14 protein-coding genes are annotated in these 18,033 nt (G+C 47.6%); all 14 read left to right on the forward strand.

Translation table 11 applies throughout. The annotated features are described in order from the left end of the window. Positions 1-32 precede the first annotated feature (32 nt). Positions 33-2,369 carry an endopeptidase La gene (gene lon / locus C400_RS0114480; protein WP_016818409.1) on the forward strand — a complete coding sequence of 779 codons (2,337 nt, stop codon included), beginning with the start codon at positions 33-35 and terminating at the stop codon, positions 2,367-2,369. A gap of 18 nt (positions 2,370-2,387) precedes the next feature. Next, positions 2,388-2,999: a ribosome biogenesis GTP-binding protein YihA/YsxC gene (gene yihA / locus C400_RS0114485; protein WP_013372691.1), complete on the forward strand. Its 612-nt coding sequence runs from the start codon at positions 2,388-2,390 to the stop codon at positions 2,997-2,999. Between the two features lie 288 nt (positions 3,000-3,287). After that, positions 3,288-3,875, forward strand: a complete 588-nt coding sequence (locus C400_RS0114490) for a hypothetical protein (protein WP_016818410.1) — start codon at positions 3,288-3,290, stop codon at positions 3,873-3,875. 265 nt (positions 3,876-4,140) lie between these two features. Continuing rightward, the gene (gene speD, locus C400_RS0114495) at positions 4,141-4,539 is read left to right on the forward strand and encodes an adenosylmethionine decarboxylase (RefSeq protein WP_025365654.1); all 399 of its coding nucleotides are present in this window, start codon (positions 4,141-4,143) and stop codon (positions 4,537-4,539) included. 246 nt (positions 4,540-4,785) lie between these two features. Beyond that, complete coding sequence (hemA, locus tag C400_RS0114500) at positions 4,786-6,180, forward strand: glutamyl-tRNA reductase (RefSeq protein WP_017427411.1); 1,395 nt, start codon at positions 4,786-4,788, stop codon at positions 6,178-6,180. A gap of 16 nt (positions 6,181-6,196) precedes the next feature. Next, complete coding sequence (gene ccsA, locus C400_RS0114505; protein ID WP_016818412.1) at positions 6,197-7,024, forward strand: cytochrome c biogenesis protein CcsA; 828 nt, start codon at positions 6,197-6,199, stop codon at positions 7,022-7,024. 8 nt (positions 7,025-7,032) lie between these two features. After that, positions 7,033-7,680: a precorrin-2 dehydrogenase/sirohydrochlorin ferrochelatase family protein gene (locus C400_RS0114510; protein WP_016818413.1), complete on the forward strand. Its 648-nt coding sequence runs from the start codon at positions 7,033-7,035 to the stop codon at positions 7,678-7,680. A 1-nt stretch (position 7,681) separates the two neighbouring features. After that, entirely contained in the window at positions 7,682-8,608 is a 927-nt protein-coding gene (gene hemC / locus C400_RS0114515) for a hydroxymethylbilane synthase (protein ID WP_017427412.1), read from the forward strand. 4 nt (positions 8,609-8,612) lie between these two features. After that, positions 8,613-10,169 (forward strand): uroporphyrinogen-III C-methyltransferase, encoded by a 1,557-nt coding sequence (gene cobA, locus C400_RS0114520; RefSeq protein WP_017427413.1) that lies wholly within the window; start codon positions 8,613-8,615, stop codon positions 10,167-10,169. A gap of 49 nt (positions 10,170-10,218) precedes the next feature. Beyond that, positions 10,219-11,217, forward strand: a complete 999-nt coding sequence (gene hemB / locus C400_RS0114525; RefSeq protein ID WP_017427414.1) for a porphobilinogen synthase — start codon at positions 10,219-10,221, stop codon at positions 11,215-11,217. A 31-nt stretch (positions 11,218-11,248) separates the two neighbouring features. Continuing rightward, positions 11,249-12,553: a glutamate-1-semialdehyde 2,1-aminomutase gene (gene hemL / locus C400_RS0114530; protein WP_017427415.1), complete on the forward strand. Its 1,305-nt coding sequence runs from the start codon at positions 11,249-11,251 to the stop codon at positions 12,551-12,553. Next, entirely contained in the window at positions 12,550-13,461 is a 912-nt protein-coding gene (locus C400_RS0114535) for an RluA family pseudouridine synthase (RefSeq protein ID WP_017427416.1), read from the forward strand. Before hemL ends, C400_RS0114535 begins: the two co-directional genes overlap by 4 nt. 125 nt (positions 13,462-13,586) lie before the next feature. Further along, positions 13,587-14,918: a LysM peptidoglycan-binding domain-containing protein gene (locus C400_RS0114540; RefSeq protein ID WP_017427417.1), complete on the forward strand. Its 1,332-nt coding sequence runs from the start codon at positions 13,587-13,589 to the stop codon at positions 14,916-14,918. A 435-nt stretch (positions 14,919-15,353) separates the two neighbouring features. Further along, on the forward strand, positions 15,354-18,020 hold the full coding sequence (locus C400_RS0114545) for a valine--tRNA ligase (protein WP_017427418.1): 2,667 nt from the start codon (positions 15,354-15,356) through the stop codon (positions 18,018-18,020). Positions 18,021-18,033: the final 13 nt, after the last annotated feature.

Consider the following 18,033-nt stretch of genomic DNA (forward strand, 5'->3'; position numbering starts at 1 on the left):
GGAACCTGAGAATCACTGGAGGTGCGAAAGCGATGGGACCCACCAAGACAAAAGGTCGTCGTTTTCCTTTGCTGCCTTTAAGAGGACTTCTGGTTTACCCGAGCATGGTTCTGCATCTCGATGTGGGCCGGGAAAAATCGGTCAAGGCTTTGGAAAAAGCGATGGTTGAAGACAATTTGATTCTCCTGTGTTCTCAATCAGAAGTTAATATTGAAGAACCCACACAAGAGGATATTTTTCGAGTCGGCACGGTAGCCAAAGTACGCCAAATGCTCAAGCTTCCCAACGGAACCATTCGAGTATTGGTGGAAGGGCTGGAACGCGCTGAGATTATTCAATATACGGACAATGAAGAATATTATGAGGTAATGGCGAAGGAACTGCACGAGGCAGAAAACGTACAGCCTGAAACGGATGCGCTTATGCGCACTGTATTAACTCAGTTCGAGCATTATATCAATTTGTCCAAAAAGGTAACACCGGAGACTCTCGCTGCGGTATCTGATATTGAGGAGCCAGGGCGACTGGCTGATGTAATCACAAGCCATTTGACGCTCAAAATTAAGGAAAAGCAGGATATATTGGAGACGATCGACGTAACTCAGCGTCTGGAGAAGCTCCTAGATATTTTGAACAATGAACGTGAAGTGCTGGAACTGGAACGTAAAATCAACCAGCGTGTGAAAAAGCAGATGGAAAAGACGCAGAAGGAGTATTATCTGCGTGAACAAATGAAGGCGATTCAGAAGGAACTTGGTGAGAAGGAAGGTCGCGCAGGAGAAGTTGAAGAACTACGCAACCAGCTAAGTGAACGAGAGTTGCCTGTTCCGGTGAAAGAGAAGGTCGAAAAGGAAATTGACCGTCTGGAAAAAATGCCAGCAAGCTCTGCCGAGGGTGGTGTCATCCGCAATTACGTCGATTGGCTGTTAAGCTTGCCGTGGAACAAGTTCACCGATGATGATCTTGATATCGTCAAAGCAGAAGAAATACTCGATAACGACCACTATGGGCTGGATAAGCCCAAGGAGCGGGTGTTGGAGTATTTGGCCGTGCGCAAACTGGTGAAGACCATTAAGGGACCCATTCTGTGTCTCGTAGGTCCGCCAGGGGTCGGCAAGACCTCGCTGGCTCGCTCGATTGCCAAATCCATGGGCCGGGAATTTGTCCGCATCTCTCTCGGTGGTGTGCGCGATGAAGCAGAAATCCGTGGTCACCGCCGGACCTATGTTGGCGCGATGCCGGGGCGGATTATTCAGGGAATGAAGACCGCAGGAACATCTAATCCAGTCTTTTTGCTGGATGAGATTGATAAAATGGCCTCCGATTTCCGAGGCGATCCATCGGCGGCGTTGCTCGAAGTGCTTGATCCTGAGCAAAACAACACGTTCAGTGACCATTTTGTTGAGTTGCCGTTTGATCTGTCCAACGTGATGTTTGTTACGACAGCCAATGCTGCACATAATATCCCACGTCCGCTGATGGATCGTATGGAGACGCTCTATATTCCCGGCTACACCGAACTGGAGAAGCTGGAAATCGCCAATCGATATCTATTGCCTAAGCAGAAGAGAGAGCATGGCTTGGGAGAGGAACAATTGGTTATTGGGGAGGATACGCTGCTGCGTGTCATTCGCGAATATACCCGTGAATCCGGTGTGCGGAATCTTGAACAGCAAATGGCTTCTCTGTGTCGCAAGGCAGCGAAGTCAGTTGTTTCCGGTGGTGAAGGACCGATTCAAATCACACCGGATAATTTGAAAGATTATTTGGGTATCGCCAAATTCCGTTACGGTGTAGCAGAACTGGAGGATCAGATCGGTACGGTTACAGGCTTGGCATGGACCGAGGTCGGTGGTGAAACACTGATGATTGAAGTGACGGTCGTGCCTGGTAGCGGGAAACTGATTCTTACGGGTAAACTGGGAGACGTTATGAAAGAATCCGCGCAGGCGGCATTCAGCTACACTCGTTCCAAGGCAGTCGATCTGGGCATTGAACTGGACTTCTATGAGAAAAATGATATCCACATTCATATTCCTGAGGGAGCGATACCAAAGGATGGCCCATCTGCCGGAATTACGATTGCTACCGCATTAATTTCCGCTTTAACCAACCGTCATGTATCCAAGGATGTAGCGATGACGGGCGAAATTACCTTGCGCGGTCGCGTATTGCCGATTGGCGGTTTGAAAGAAAAGTCGCTGGCTGCCCATCGGGCAGGCTACAAAAAAATTCTGCTTCCCAAAGATAATGAACGGGATTTGAAGGATATTCCCGACAGTATCCGGCAGGATGTTGAATTTGTCCCCGTTGCCCATATGGATCAGGTGTTAAAGCATGCTTTGGTTGAGCAGGCAAGGGTACATTAGAGAGGAATTAAAGACACAATGAAAGTAACAAAAGCAGAATTTATAATTAGTGCGGTTGGCCCGGATCAGTTTCCTGTGGACGCTTTGCCAGAGATTGCTCTGGCGGGGCGCTCCAATGTTGGAAAATCATCACTGATTAATCGGATGATTAACCGTAAAAATTTGGCGCGTACCAGTTCTACGCCAGGTAAAACCCAGCAACTCAATTATTACCGGATCAATGATGAGCTCTATTTTGTGGATTTTCCCGGTTACGGTTATGCTAAGGTATCCAAAACGTCTCGCAAGGCTTGGGGGCAGATGATTGAGTCTTATTTGCTGGAACGTGAGCCGCTTAAACTGGTGCTTCAAATGGTAGATTTGCGCCACCCACCGTCCAAGGATGATATCATGATGTACGACTGGCTGCGTCATAATGGGCTTCCGGTCTGTGTTGTAGGCACAAAAGCAGATAAAATCCCTAAAACACGGCGAGAAAAGCACTATAAGGTAATCAAGCAGGAACTCGGAATACTTCCCGGGGGTTTGTTTATCCCCTTTTCATCTGAAGAAGGCATGGGCAAGGAAGAGCTGTGGTCGGTCATCTCCAGCTATATCGAGAATGACGACGAAGAGCAGACGGAATTGTAAGGTTAGGGGCGTCCTGAAGGACGCCTTTTTTTTCGTGATGTTGGATTAAAAACATTAAACTTATTAAATGGGTAGGAATAATATATAATAAACAAAGTAAATCGTGGGATTTAAGCATAAAAGTGAGCATATGGTGGATAATGCAGCTGCGACTCCGTTATTTTCCGTTTATTTCCGATGAATGCCGGATATTTATGATTTGATGCGCAAGAAAGCGCTGCGGGTCTGATGTATAATAAAGCATAAAGCTTACACTACAGGTTTGAGGAAAGAATTGAGGAGATTGGTATGGCACAGCGGTTAGCCACAGAGTATGTAAAAACCACTTTGACCTTGTCAGAAACCCAAATGGACGAATTTTTACAGGCAGTGAATGATCCTCAGGTGCATTACCGCATTAAAGTTCTGGATAACGGAAGACAGGAAATCGTTCTGGAGCATATTGCGGGTGAGGAAGTTCATTTATTTTTTGAAGCCAAAGAGGGAGCGTTTGTCTGTGAATTAACTTGCCGCTTAGTTCATCCACAGCTAACCCTGTTTATACGCCAACTATTTGTTCGTTTTAAGGGTGAAGGTATTGTTTACCGCATGTATCAAGGATTCACTATGGTGTATTTTTATAATGAAGGTGCGGTTCGCAAAATTATGGAAAAGAATGCAGAAGGCTCCAGGCTGGTGTTTGAATATAGAAATACAGCGCAAGAGCTGCAACAGCTTTTTCAACATCAGAACGTCGAAAAGGAAATAGCAGATGTATACAATCTCATTAATTCGTTACTAGATGAGCGGAATCTGGCGCGTACTTTCTCTGAGCTGGAACTGATTGACCACAAGCTTCGGATGAGTTGCTCCAAATTATTTGCCCTGGAAGCTTAGAAGGCTGAATATATGGAATGAATTGTTATACAGTGTAGTCCCTTTCTTTACCGAAAGGGGCTTTTTTATTCCAAAAAAATGATTGCATTTGCTGCACATAGATGTTATTTTTAATCTCGTTGAAAATGAATATAGGAACCAGGATTCACTCAGGACATTGAATGTTGCGAGAGGTTATCCCTCGGGAAGTGAATGACGTAGGTCCTAGCGGATGAAATTTTTTTCGAACATTTTATTCCTAGGAAGGGGGAACCGAAAGATGGAATTGGAATACTCAACTTTCGGAAGACACGTTGCCGTAGATACTTGGGGTGTTGAGTTTGAATTACTGAATGATGCGCAGTTTCTGGAGGCTCAATTAGTTGAAGCTGCTGAAGCTTGCGGAGCAACGGTGATGTCCGTTCAATCCAAGCAATTCGAACCACAGGGAGCTACCGTGCTTGTACTGTTGTCGGAGAGTCATCTCTCTATTCATACGTATCCTGAGAGAGGGTTTGCCGCTATTGATTGTTATACTTGCGGTGAGACTGTTGATCCGCAGTTAGCTATTGATTACCTGGTATCCGTTCTAAAACCGAAAAAAACATATGCGAAGAAGCTGATTCGCGGCTTGGGAGAACTTCAGGTGGAATCCCCGGAGTGCAAGCTGGCTGAGTTGGTGTAAATCTCCTTTATGGAGCCGTGTGCGTCCTATATCATAACCATGGAACATTTCCATGGTTATTTGTTTTAAAAGTGGTTTACACTAAACTAAATCATACAGAACGTGCTGGATGTTTATGAAAGCCATCCAATTTTCATAAACAATTCATAAAACAGCCGAAGGGGATTCGGACTTCTGTGATATAATTAACATAGTTTATGATAACAGTGAGTATTCTTATTACAGTTTAGGCAGGTGAATTTTACAATGCACATCGTCGTTGTTGGGTTGAATTATCGTACGGCGCCTGTGGAAGTCAGAGAACGGTTTACATTTGCAGAACAGGATTTGCCAAAAGCGCTGGAACAACTCAAACTTACCAAAAGTGTGTTGGAGGGCGTAGTTGTCGCAACCTGCAATCGGACTGAAATATATGTTGTGGTTGACCGCCTTCACATGTGCGGTTATTTTATACGCAGTTTTATGGAACAATGGTTTGGTATTCCTCGTGATCAGTTTACACAACATTTATATATATATGAGGACGAGCAGGCAATTCGGCATTTGTTCCGTGTGACTTGTGGTCTGGATTCTATGGTCATCGGAGAAACACAAATTTTGGGACAGGTAAAGAATGCTTTTCTTCAGGCTCAATCTCAAAAAATTACAGCAACGTGGTTTAATATGTTGTTTAAGCAGGCCGTCACATTGGGCAAGCGTGCCCATTCGGAGACGTCTATTGGAGAAAGCGCCGTATCTGTTAGCTATGCAGCAGTTGAGTTGGGCAAACGGATTTTCGGGATGTTTACGGATAAAAAGGTACTGATTCTCGGTGCCGGTAAAATGAGCGAGCTTACCGTTAAGCATTTGTACAGCGGCGGAGCTGCCGAGGTTATTGTAGCAAATCGAACTTTGTCCCGCGCCGAGGATCTGGCCTCCAAGTTTAACGGAACGCCAGTTACGATGGAGGAAGGCATAAATCGGTTGGCGGATGTGGATATTGTGATTAGCTCGACTGGTGCTCAGGGGTATATTCTGGATCGCAATCGCGTCGAAGCCAGTATGAAACGTCGTCAGTCTCGTCCTTTGTTTATGATTGATATCGCGGTTCCACGCGATTTGGACCCAGCTATTGGCGAATTGCAGAATGTTTTCCTATATGACATTGATGACCTGGAAGGGATCGTGGAGAGCAATCTGGAAATGCGCCGTACTGAAGCTGCAAAAATCGAGCATATGATTGAAGATGAGCTTAGCGAGTTTTATCAATGGTTGAAAACGATGGGAGTGCGTCCGGTGATTCGTGCATTACAGGAAAAATCGGAGTCTATACATCAGGATACGCTGGAAAGCTTGTATAACAAGCTTCCCGAGCTGGATGAACGGCAGCGTAAAGTGATAAGCCGTTTGACGAAGAGTATGCTGAATCAGATGATGCATGATCCGATCAATCGGGTTAAGGAACTGGCTGTCCAAAAGCAGGGAAATGAGGCGCTAGACATGTTTAGCCACATTTTTGCTCTGGAGGATCGTTTGGAGGACGCCGCTCAGAAAGTAGATAAAAGCGATGCATCTGCGTTAATAAAACCGGAGGCTGGTGTTCATGGAAAAACCGGTCAGGCTCAGGCTTTGCCAGCGTCGTTTGCGCCGGCCAGCCTGTAAAGGTGGGTGAACAGACGTGGCCTCAGGCATGCTTATATATGATTCAATGATTTATGTTTTTGCCCTGAGCCTTCTGTTTGTATTTTCGGATGGAATTCGTCGCAATGCGAATGCTAAACGGACAGGTACAGGGCTTCTTATTGTCGTTGTAATGCTCCAGCTTGTTTTTATGGGAATGCGAACCTGGAATGAAGGGCATCTTCCTATTTTTGTGACCTACGACTTTCTGTTTCTGTTCTCATTTATCCTGGTACTGATTTCTTTGATTCTGTCACGTTATCAGCGATCGGAATTTGCGGTGTTGCTGCTTAATATCATTAGTTTTGCTGTTCTTGTGCTCAACAATATATGGATGGAGCCGATCGACAACCCGCTTGGAAATTGGCATACCGTACATGGGCTGCTTCTGATTCATATTGCGCTGGCTAATCTTGGCTTTGTCGCGATGACGGTAGCGGCTGTATTTTCGGGGTTGTATCTGTTTTTGCATCGTAAATTGAAAGTCAAGAAATGGAATGACACGATCAAGCGCCTGCCGAGTCTGGAAATGATGGATCGGTATACACATATGGCGCTTTTAATTGGTACTCCTTTGCTGGGAGTTTCTATTGTTGTTGCTGTTATTTCTATTATTGCCGAGGAACGCTGGCGTCTTTTGCTAGATACCAAAGTGCTGATGACAGCGATTGCCTTATGCGTGTATATTGTATTTTTAGTGAGCAAAAGATTGAACCAGCGTTCTGGCCTGGTCATGGCAAAGTGGTCTTTGGTTGGCTACACGCTACTCATTCTTAATTTTTTGCTGAATTCCTGGTCTGTATTTCATCAGTGGACGGGGGAGTGAAAAGCCACTTGCAGCATTTTGTCCCGATTTCGTTGAATTGTAACAATAAGCTCTGTTGTGTTGTAGGCGGCGGCAGGATTGCGGAACGAAAGGTTAAGGGGGTGATGGAAAGTGGGGCATCCATTACCGTCATTAGCCCGAATATAACGCCGGATTTGCAGATCCTGGCCGATCACAAGCAGCTCCACTGGGTAAATCGCGTATATCGCGAGGGTGACCTCCAGGGAGCCTTTCTTGTATATGCCGCTACGAACCAGAGAGAAGTGAATAATAAGGTTGCGCATGAGGCCAGACAAAGGGGTATACTGGTAAATGTGGCGGATCGCTCGGAAGAGGGAGATTTTATAACGCCGGGCATCATCCGACGAGGGAGACTGACGATTAGTATTTCCACCGAAGGGGCAGGCCCCGCTGTGACCGCTGATATTACATCAGCCTTGGATACGTTGTTCGGTAGTGAATATGAGCCTTATCTGGATTTTATGCACGATATGCGACAGGTCATCAAACGTAAGATAAGTTCCCCACAGCAAAGGACCAAACTATTAAGACGCTTGGCGAGCAGCGGAATTTTGGAACAGATACAACGTCATGAATTTATGGCTTGGACCGAAAAAGAAATAGATCTATGGATTGCGCAAAATCAGGAGGAATAACATGCGAACAATTGTGGTAGGCAGCAGACAGAGCGCTCTGGCGTTAACTCAGACCGGGCATGTCATTGAGGATTTGAATGCGCTGTGCGCGGAGCATGGATTGGATTTACAATTTGTCGTCAAAAAAATCCTGACCAAGGGTGATCGAATATTGGATGTAACCTTGTCCAAAGTGGGTGGCAAAGGACTTTTTGTCAAAGAGATTGAACAGGCCATGCTGGCTGGTGAGATTGATATGGCAGTACATAGTATGAAGGATATGCCGTCCGAATTGCCGGAAGGTCTTGTCAATGGCGCTGTACCGCGCCGTGAGGACCCACGCGATTGCCTAATTACATTGGGCGCCAAGAGTCTGGAGGATTTGCCTTCAGGAGCGAAGGTAGGCACAAGCAGCTTGCGCAGAGCCAGTCAAATCAAGTCCATGCGACCTGATCTACAATTAGAGCCAGTACGTGGCAATATTGATTCCCGTCTGAAAAAGCTGGAGACGGAAGGTTTTGACGCCATCATTTTGGCAGCAGCAGGTTTGCACCGGATGGGCTGGAAAGACCGAATTACGTCCTATATACCAGAGGAGGCGTGCTTACCGGCAGTGGGACAGGGAGCGCTCGGTATTGAATGCCGTGCGAGCGATGAAGAGCTATTGGCATTGTTGAAACTCTACAACCACCAGGATACCTCGGCCACGGTTGCGGCTGAGCGAACCTTTCTGGGTGTGTTAAATGGGGGATGCCAAGTGCCAATCGGAGCTCATGCGGTTTGGGCTGATCAAGAAATCAGCCTCACAGGGATGGTAGGTTCGCCAGATGGCGAGGTTATTTTGAAGGAAACGCTCCAGGGAAATGATCCGCAGAAGCTGGGAGAAGCGGTGGCGGCCAGTTTGATAGCCAAAGGAGCGGAACAGATTCTGGCGCAGGTGAGGGGATAGTGGAATGGTGGGAAAGGTATATTTAGTAGGTGCAGGACCCGGAGATGCAAGATTAATTACGGTCAAGGGTTGGGAGTGCATTCAACTGGGCGATGTCATTGTGTATGACAGACTGGCAAGCCCTCGCCTCTTGGGGCTGATGAAGCCAGGGGCCCAAAAAATATATGTCGGCAAACTGCCAGATCGTCACACCATGAAGCAAGAGGAAATTAATCAGTTGCTGGTGGATTTAGCCTTGGAAGGAAAGACAGTCGTCCGGCTCAAAGGGGGAGACCCCACTATTTTTGGGCGAGTCGGCGAGGAAGCCGGGCTACTACGTAAACACGGTATTTCCTATGAAATCATACCTGGCATCACATCAGCCATCAGCGTGCCTGCCTATGCAGGCATTCCTGTTACGCATCGGGAGATGGCCTCGTCGCTGTCTATCATTACAGGTCATGAAAGTCCTGATAAACTAGATAAAAGTATTCATTGGGATAAAGTAACGAACGCAACGGGTACACTGATCTTTATGATGGGTGTAGCGAAGATCGGCTATATCAGTGATCAACTGATAAAGCATGGTAAGCCGTCCGATACTCCAGTTGCTTTGATCCGTTGGGGGACCCGCGCCGAGCAAGATACGCTAGTGGGTACGCTGGCGGATATTGAAGCCAAGGTGAAGACAGCGAATTTTCAACCGCCCGCCGTCATCGTTGTCGGAGAAGTGGTCAATCAGCGTGAACAGTTAAAATGGGCAGAGGATATGCCTTTGTTTGGGAAGCGAATTTTGGTTACTCGCGCACGCGCGCAGGCCAGCAGTCTGGTTCACCGGATTGAGGAGCTTGGCGGCGAACCTTATGAGTTCCCAGTTATCCAGACCGTCGTCCCTTCGGACGAGCAGGCAAAACAGAAAATCAAAGAGGCGTTTGCGCGACTTCCTGAATATGACTGGGTGTTTTTTACCAGCGTTAACGGAGTGGAATACTTTTTCACTCATTTAAAGGAACAGGGCAAGGATGTACGTGCGCTATACAAAGCTCGTATTGCCGCAGTGGGACCAGCTACAGCAGCCGCACTTCGAAAACACGGAATTGTAGCAGAACAGATCGAAGGTCCTTTTCAGGCAGAGGGACTGCTTGAAACGTTTGAGCAAGATTTGCAAGCAGGGCAAAACGTATTTCTTCCAAGAGGTGATCTCGCTCGCTCATGGCTGCCGGAGCAGCTGAGAGAGATGGGACTGCATGTGACCGAGGCTGATTTGTATCAAACGGTGCTGGCTGCCAACACACAGGATGATGAACTTCTCAAGCTGCTGGAGGAGCGTGCCATTCACGCGATTACGTTTACCAGTTCCTCAACCGTAACCTATTTCATGGAAGCCCTCAGACAAATGGGGATCAGTGATCCAGTATCGCTGCTGGAGGGAGTTACTATCGCTGTGATTGGCCCCTTGACTGGTGAGACAGCAACCCAAGCCGGATTGACTGTCAGTTTGATGTCAGAGAAGGCGACTATCGAAAGTCTAATTCAATCTCTATGTGACTGGAAACAATCAAGTACGGTTATGACATTATAAATTTTAATTTTTACAAATGAATGTATAAAAAAAATGGAGGTTTGTAATTATGAGTGTCCCTTTTACCAGACATCGTCGTTTGCGTCAGTCAGCTGCCATCCGCAGTATGGTGCGTGAAACGGTATTGAATCCGTCTGATTTTATCCAACCGATCTACGTAACATTTGGTACTGGAGTGAAACAGGAGATTAGCTCCATGCCAGGTGTATACCGTTTTTCTCTGGATCGGCTGGAGGAAGAACTGAAAGAAATTAGTGAGCTTGGCATTCCTGCTGTGCTCCTGTTTGGCATACCAGAAACCAAAGACAGTGTAGGGACTTCAGCTTTTGTGGACAACGGTATTGTTCAGGAAGCTACTCGTTTGATCAAATCGCGTTATCCCGAACTGCTGGTCGTGGCAGATACTTGTTTGTGTGAGTTTACGGACCATGGACACTGCGGTATGGTACACATGCATGAGCATGATGGTGAAGTGTGCGGTGAAGTATTGAATGATGAATCTCTGGAGGTGCTGGTACGTACAGCCGTTTCTCAGGCCAGAGCCGGTGCAGATATTATCGCTCCTTCTAATATGATGGACGGTTTTGTACAGGCGATTCGGCAGGGACTCGATCTGGAAGGTTTTTCGCATATTCCAATTATGTCGTATTCCGTCAAATATGCGTCTGCTTTTTATGGTCCTTTCCGGGAAGCCGCTGATTCTGCGCCGCAGTTTGGTGATCGCAAATCCTATCAGATGGACCCTGCCAATGCACGTGAGGCGTTGCGGGAAGCGGAGTCTGACGTGATGGAGGGTGCAGACATGCTGATGGTGAAGCCTTCTCTTTCTTATCTGGATGTAATGCGCACCATTAAGGACCAATTTGATTTGCCTATGGTGGCTTACAATGTCAGTGGTGAATATGCAATGGTCAAAGCGGCAGCCCTCCAAGGCTGGATTGATGAAAAGGCGATGGTGCTGGAGATTCTGACAAGCATGAAGCGTGCCGGTGCAGATATGATTATTACCTATTCTGCCAAGGATGCGGCAAGATGGTTGAAGCAATAAGTGTATTTTTCAGAAGACAGGAGTGATTAGAATGATCGACGAACAACGAACGGTACGCAAGGATACGCGTTCCAAAGCAGCCTTTGATGAGGCAAAACAATATATTCCGGGTGGCGTAAACAGTCCGGTTCGAGCTTTTAAATCCGTGGGTATAACACCGGTATATATTGATCGTGGGGAAGGATCACGTGTATATGATATCGACGGTCAATCCTATATAGACTATGTATGTTCGTGGGGACCGCTTATTATGGGTCATGCGCACCCTGAAGTGGTTAAAGCCTTACAGGCTGCTGTTGTAAAAGGAACCAGCTTCGGAGCCCCAACGCTTGCGGAAACGGAAATGGCCAAGCTCGTATGTGAGCGTGTTCCTTCCATGGACATTGTTCGAATGGTCAACTCGGGAACCGAGGCAACAATGAGTGCGATCCGACTCGCGCGTGGATTTACGAAACGCAGTAAAATTCTTAAATTTGAAGGTTCTTATCACGGTCATGCAGACAGCTTGCTGATTAAAGCGGGCTCTGGTGTTGCGACCCTAGGTCTACCTGATAGTCCGGGTGTACCTGAAGTCGTGGCCACACATACAATCACTGTCCCTTATAATGATTTGGCGTCGGTGAAGCTGGCTTTTGAGAAATTTGGCGAAGAGATTGCTGCGATTATTGTCGAGCCAGTAGCCGGCAATATGGGTGTTGTACCGCCACAGCCTGGATTTTTGGAAGGTTTGCGTGAGGTAACCCGACAGTACGGAAGTCTGCTGATTTTTGATGAAGTGATGACTGGATTCCGGGTAGGACTTCATTCTGCTCAAGGGCGCTTTGGTGTGACGCCTGATCTTACGTGTCTGGGCAAAGTGATTGGTGGTGGCCTACCTGTAGGTGCATATGGCGGCCGTCGCGACATTCTAGAGCAAATTGCACCATCTGGCCCGATCTATCAAGCGGGTACGCTGAGCGGAAATCCGCTGGCTATGGCAGCAGGTTACTCGACGCTTAAATTGCTGACACCGGAAGTATATGATCGTCTGGAAGAACGGGCAGCACGGCTTCAGGCCGGATTCGAACATAACGCGCGTGAACTGGGTATTCCTGTCACGATCAACCGTGTCGGTTCTATGGTGTGTCCGTTCTTCACAGACGAGAAGGTTGTCAATTTTGACACTGCTAAAACGAGTAATCAGGACCACTTCCGCCGTTACTTTACTGAAATGGTCAATGAGGGCGTTAGTGTAGCTCCATCTCAATTTGAGGGCATGTTCGTATCAGGTGTGCATACAGTTGAGGATATTGATGCGACCATTGAAGCGAACTACCGCGCGCTCAAACGTCTATGAGTTGGAAAGGCAGCTGGAAAAGAAGAGGACCGTGGCTGGAAGTCACACCAGGGCGAGAAATTGCAACTGATGAAAATCGCGCTGAAGCTGTGGACCGCTGGTTGCTGAACCGTCTGGGATTACCGGACAAGCTGTGGCGCAGGCTACGGCATGAAAAAGGGATTGAACTTACAGGGGACCGGCTGCGGCTGGCCCTTTTTCCTGTAGTGGACCTCGGCGTCATCCCACGTTGGTATGATTTGAAGATACTATACGAGGATGATTTTTGCTTGGTTGTACACAAACCAGCGGGGATGGCGGTCCATCCAGACGGTGGTGTAAAGGATGGTCCGCTAACATTGGATCATGCTGTCGCATCCTATTATGAAATCAACGACATTCATACAGCAGTACGGCATGTACATCGTCTGGATGTGGACACGACAGGCCCGGTGCTTTATGCCAAAAATGAATTTGCGTTGCTCAAGCTGGACAAACAAATGCGAGCTAAAGACATCGGTCGTCGTTATGTAGCTTTGGTACGAGGGAAAGTACCTCCATCGCTGCGGACGTTGGATTGGCCGATTGGCAAGGATAGGCATCATAAACAGCGCCGCCGTGTATCCCCAACTGGACAGAAGGCGGTTACCCATGTGGAAGTTGGAGAAGTATCGGGTAGTGGTCCGAGTGCGGTCAGTCTCGTGTATCTGACGCTGGAGACAGGTCGGACGCACCAGATACGCGTACATCTTAGTCATGCTGGCTATCCTTTACTTGGGGACGTATTATACGGCGGTCGTGCTGCTGATTTTGGCAGACAGGCCCTTCACGGAGAGCGCCTCACCTTCTGTCATCCGCTGAGCGGCGAAACGATTATCGTCGAGGATGCTTGGCCGGATGATTTTCAAAAGCTGCACAAACAGCTATAAAAGATGGCATGCCTTCTATTTTGGCGCATATACTTGAACCTAGAAACGGTTTGCAATATGGAGTTTCCGTGCGCCTGACACGAGTCAGAGGATGTGCGGAGGCTGCCCAAAGGAGGATGCCATCCTTGAATAAACAACAGAATGATCAGCCGCAAGGCTTGCGTTTTGATATCTATGAACGCATTCATTTGACGGAGGAAGCTGCCGGGATTGCCGAGTTGGAGGAAATTGAGCTTCTGCCACGCATTCAGGTTGTAACCCACGGCGACCATGCCGCTTTGCGAGGGCATTTGCTGCTGGAGGGCGTGTACCGCACACCTGAACAGATCACGAGCGAGCTTCATCATTTGATCCCTGTGGAAATTACCATTCCGCTTAACCGGGTAGGAAGATTGGAAGATATCTCCGTGGAGATTGAAAATTTTGATGTGGACCTGCTCTCTTTACGTAGTCTAAACATTACAGGGGTGCTTTCTTTGCATGGGGTGGAAAGCTCGCATGCAGAGGAGACGGCGGTTTGGCTGGATGAGGAATTTACTGTGGTGCATGCACCTGAACATCCGGCTCCATCTCTTTACGGCGCTGGAGAGCATCGTCACGAAGAGGTTTATTCTACCCAAGACTCGGTATACAACAACATTTCAGACCCGGAAACTTCATACAAAGTACCAGCACAACAAGAGTCAGCTTACTGGGAACAGTCGTCAGAGGATCAAGGGGAACAGAAGCCATCATTGGAGCATCAAGCTTATGATCCGATAGTAGATCCGAACCGATATTATGAGCCGTGGACGGGAAAAGTAGTTGAAGACAGCTCTTCCGAAGTTAAGCATGAGCAGGAGGCGTCGGAAGTGTGGGCATTTCAGCAAGAGGAAGCAGGGACGGAAGGGAACGAGCCCAAAGTATCCTCTGCATCTCCCAATGTAGCATACGACCCTTTGCTGTCGGAGCCCCATTCTGCCACAGAGTCAGAGATTTATTTGGAGCCGCAGTTGGAAGCAAGTCAGGGGAATGACTTTGACTTCAGGCCTGAAGCGTCGGAACAGGTAAACCATGAAGTTCAGGATACCTTTACTGAGGAAAAGCCAGAGATGCGCGTGGCGCTTAACAGTAAAAAGGATGAAGGAGCAGACGAGCCGGACCCGGTTGTCTACTCATCATTGCTTCAATCCAGCCGTTCGGTGAAGGAAGCCGAACACCAGCAGCAATTGGAACATGAACCGCAAGGTCAGGATCAGAAAGCCGAGGAAGAGCGTGAGGATGCCAAGTGGAAAAATCTTTTTTTCCATACACAGGATGAAACGCCTTTCCGCAAGGTGCGGTTATGCATTGTACAGCGCGAGGATACACTGGAAACGATAGCAGACCGTTATCAGCTCAGCACACGGGAGCTTCAATTGTATAATAGATTGGCAGAGCATCATGTAGAAGAAGGGCAGGTATTGTACATCCCTTGATTCGGTTGCTGAAACATGCGACGAAGTGCTGACTATCGTCAATGAGAAATGGGTGTTGACTATAGTCAATGGGAAATGTATGATGTGGTATAGTTATTGAAAGACTGAGATCGGGAAGAGTAGGCAGCAAGCCCTTCAGAGAGTGGAATTGCAGCGCTGTGAGGTTCCGCAGGAAGCTACTGGCCGAAGTCACCCGGGAGTCGCCTGTTTGAACGGTTCCTCATTTCATTCCTTCGGAAGGTAAGAGGTTCACGGTAGAATAAGGCCGGTCCGCAACCGTTATCTGCATAAAGTGTCACACCATGTGTAATGGATCAGTGGATACATACACTAGGGGTGAAACAAAGGTGGTACCGCGAGAGAACAGCCTTTCGTCCTTTGAGGATGAAGGGCTTTTTTTTATTTGCCAATTGAAAATCATGGAGGTATCCTGATATGTCAGAACAAGACAACAAGACAACCTTGGAAATGCCAACAACGTACGATCCCAAATCAGCAGAACAAAAATGGTACAAAACGTGGATGGAGAAGGGCTATTTCCGTGCCGGGCAACATCCAGAGGCAGAGCCTTTTACTATCGTTATTCCACCACCGAATGTTACGGGTATGTTGCATATTGGACATGCTCTTGACTTTACTTTGCAGGATATTATTATCCGCGCCAAGCGGATGCAGGGTTATGATGCCTTGTGGCTGCCAGGGGCAGACCATGCAGGTATTGCTACTCAAACAAAAGTAGAGCAGAAGCTACGTGAAGAAGGTTTGACTCGCTATGATTTGGGCCGTGAGAAGTTTTTGGAGAAAGTGTGGGAGTGGAAAGATCTTTATCTGGACAATATCCACAATCAATGGGAGAAAATGGGCTTTTCTCTCGATTATTCTCGTGAACGTTTTACATTGGATGAGGGACTGTCCAAGGCGGTACGCGAAGTATTCGTTAAACTGTACAAAAAGGGTCTGATTTATCGCGGTAAACGCATCATTAACTGGGACCCCGCTGCACGTACCGCATTGTCGGATATTGAGGTGGAATACAAAGAGGTGAACGGAAATCTGTATCACCTGCAATACCCTCTGAAAGACGGTAGCGGATTTATTACTGTAGCCACTACACGCCCTGAAACGATGCTGGGCGATACGGCTGTAGCTGTACATCCAGAAGATGAACGCTATAAGCAAATGATCGGCAAAACGCTTGTGCTTCCAATCATCGGGCGTGAAATTCCGGTCATTGCGGATGACTATGTAGATAAAGATTTCGGTAGCGGCGCGGTTAAAATCACACCGGCTCACGATCCGAATGACTTTGAAATGGGTCAACGTCACCAGTTGCCTCAAATTACGGTGATGGACGAGACGGGAACGATGAATGCTGAAGCAGGCAAATATCAGGGACTGGATCGCAGCGATTGCCGTAAGCAAATCGTCGCTGATTTGAAAGAGCAGGGTGTACTGATTCGTATTGAAGAGCATGTACACCAAGTAGGTCATAGTGAGCGTTCTGGCGTAGTTGTAGAACCTTATCTGTCGACGCAATGGTTCGTGGAAATGAAGCCTCTGGCAGCTAAGGCGATTGAAGCACAGAAGGCTGGCAACGGTGTAAACTTTGTACCGGATCGCTTTGAGCGTACTTATCTGCATTGGATTGAAAATGTGCGGGATTGGTGTATTTCCCGTCAATTATGGTGGGGACACCGTATTCCGGCTTGGTATGATGAGGAAACCGGAGAAGTTATTGTATCGGCGGAGGACCCTACCACTTTGCCTGAATATGCCGGTAGAAAACTCAAACAGGATGAGGATGTACTCGATACTTGGTTCAGCTCTGCTTTGTGGCCGTTTTCGACCCTAGGTTGGCCTGAGCAGACAGAGGATCTCAAACGCTATTATCCGACGAATGTTCTGGTGACAGGCTATGACATTATTTATTTCTGGGTATCGCGTATGATCTTTACCGCGCTGGAGTTCACGGAAGAGATTCCGTTCAAGGATGTACTTATGCACGGTTTGGTTCGTGACGCGGACGGAAGAAAAATGTCCAAATCTCTGGGCAATGGTGTTGATCCGCTCGACGTGATCGACCAATATGGTACCGATGCAATGCGTTATATGATCTCCACCAGCAGCACCCCTGGACAAGATCTTCGTTTCCGCTGGGAACGTGTGGAGCAGGCGCGTAACTTTGCCAATAAAATCTGGAATGCATCACGCTTTGCGCTGATGAATCTGGAAGGCGTCACTGCGGCAGATATAGACATTACTGGTGACTTGAGCACCGTTGACCGTTGGATTCTGCACCGTCTAAACGAAACTTCACGCGACATCACGCGTCTAATAGATGCTTATGAATTTGGCGAGACAGGCCGCCTTCTGTATAACTTTATTTGGGATGATTTGTGCGACTGGTACATTGAGTTTGCGAAGCTTTCCCTATATGGCGATAATGCAGAGGCGAAAAAGAAAACACAATCGGTACTTGCATACGTTTTGGATCGGACACTGCGCATGATTCATCCGTTCATGCCGTTTATCTCCGAGGAAATATGGCAGCACCTTCCGCATGAGGGAGAAACGATCACACTGGCCGCTTGGCCTGCTTACGATCCTGCTTTCGAGGATAAGGACGCGGTCGCTGAAATGAATTTGCTGATCGACGTGATTCGCGCTGTGCGCAATATCCGCGCTGAAGTCAACGTGCCGATGAGTAAAAAAATTGAATTGCTCATAAAACCCGGCGATCAAGCCGTTCTTGATATCATTAACCGCAATGGAGAGTATGTACGTCGATTCTGTAACACGTCTGAATTCGACGCAGGCTTAGAGTTCACCGCTCCAGATAAAGCCATGACATCTATTGTTAGCGGCGCAGAGCTATACCTGCCGTTAGCCGGACTGCTAGATATTGCCCAGGAAATTAGCAGACTTGAAAAAGAACTTCAGCATTTGAACAGTGAAGTGGAGCGCGTGGAGAAAAAACTCTCCAACCAAGGCTTTGTGGCGAAGGCACCAGCCAAAGTCATCGAGGAAGAGAAGGCCAAGCAAGCCGATTACTCAGATAAGCGCGCTAAAGTTATCGCACGTATTGAAGAACTCAAGGGATAATTTCACTCACAAT

The organism is Paenibacillus sp. ICGEB2008 (genome assembly GCF_000307675.1).
In the GTDB taxonomy this organism is placed as follows: Bacteria; Bacillota; Bacilli; order Paenibacillales; family Paenibacillaceae; genus Paenibacillus; species Paenibacillus polymyxa.

Coding starts and splice junctions, on each gene's coding strand:
- cobA (WP_017427413.1), top strand. CDS start 8,613: ATGGTGGGAAAGGTATATTTAGTAGGTGCAGGACCCGGAGATGCAAGA.
- C400_RS0114535 (WP_017427416.1), top strand. CDS start 12,550: ATGAGTTGGAAAGGCAGCTGGAAAAGAAGAGGACCGTGGCTGGAAGTC.
- hemL (WP_017427415.1), top strand. CDS start 11,249: ATGATCGACGAACAACGAACGGTACGCAAGGATACGCGTTCCAAAGCA.
- hemC (WP_017427412.1), top strand. CDS start 7,682: ATGCGAACAATTGTGGTAGGCAGCAGACAGAGCGCTCTGGCGTTAACT.
- C400_RS0114490 (WP_016818410.1), top strand. CDS start 3,288: ATGGCACAGCGGTTAGCCACAGAGTATGTAAAAACCACTTTGACCTTG.
- yihA (WP_013372691.1), top strand. CDS start 2,388: ATGAAAGTAACAAAAGCAGAATTTATAATTAGTGCGGTTGGCCCGGAT.
- C400_RS0114545 (WP_017427418.1), top strand. CDS start 15,354: ATGTCAGAACAAGACAACAAGACAACCTTGGAAATGCCAACAACGTAC.
- lon (WP_016818409.1), top strand. CDS start 33: ATGGGACCCACCAAGACAAAAGGTCGTCGTTTTCCTTTGCTGCCTTTA.
- hemA (WP_017427411.1), top strand. CDS start 4,786: ATGCACATCGTCGTTGTTGGGTTGAATTATCGTACGGCGCCTGTGGAA.
- hemB (WP_017427414.1), top strand. CDS start 10,219: ATGAGTGTCCCTTTTACCAGACATCGTCGTTTGCGTCAGTCAGCTGCC.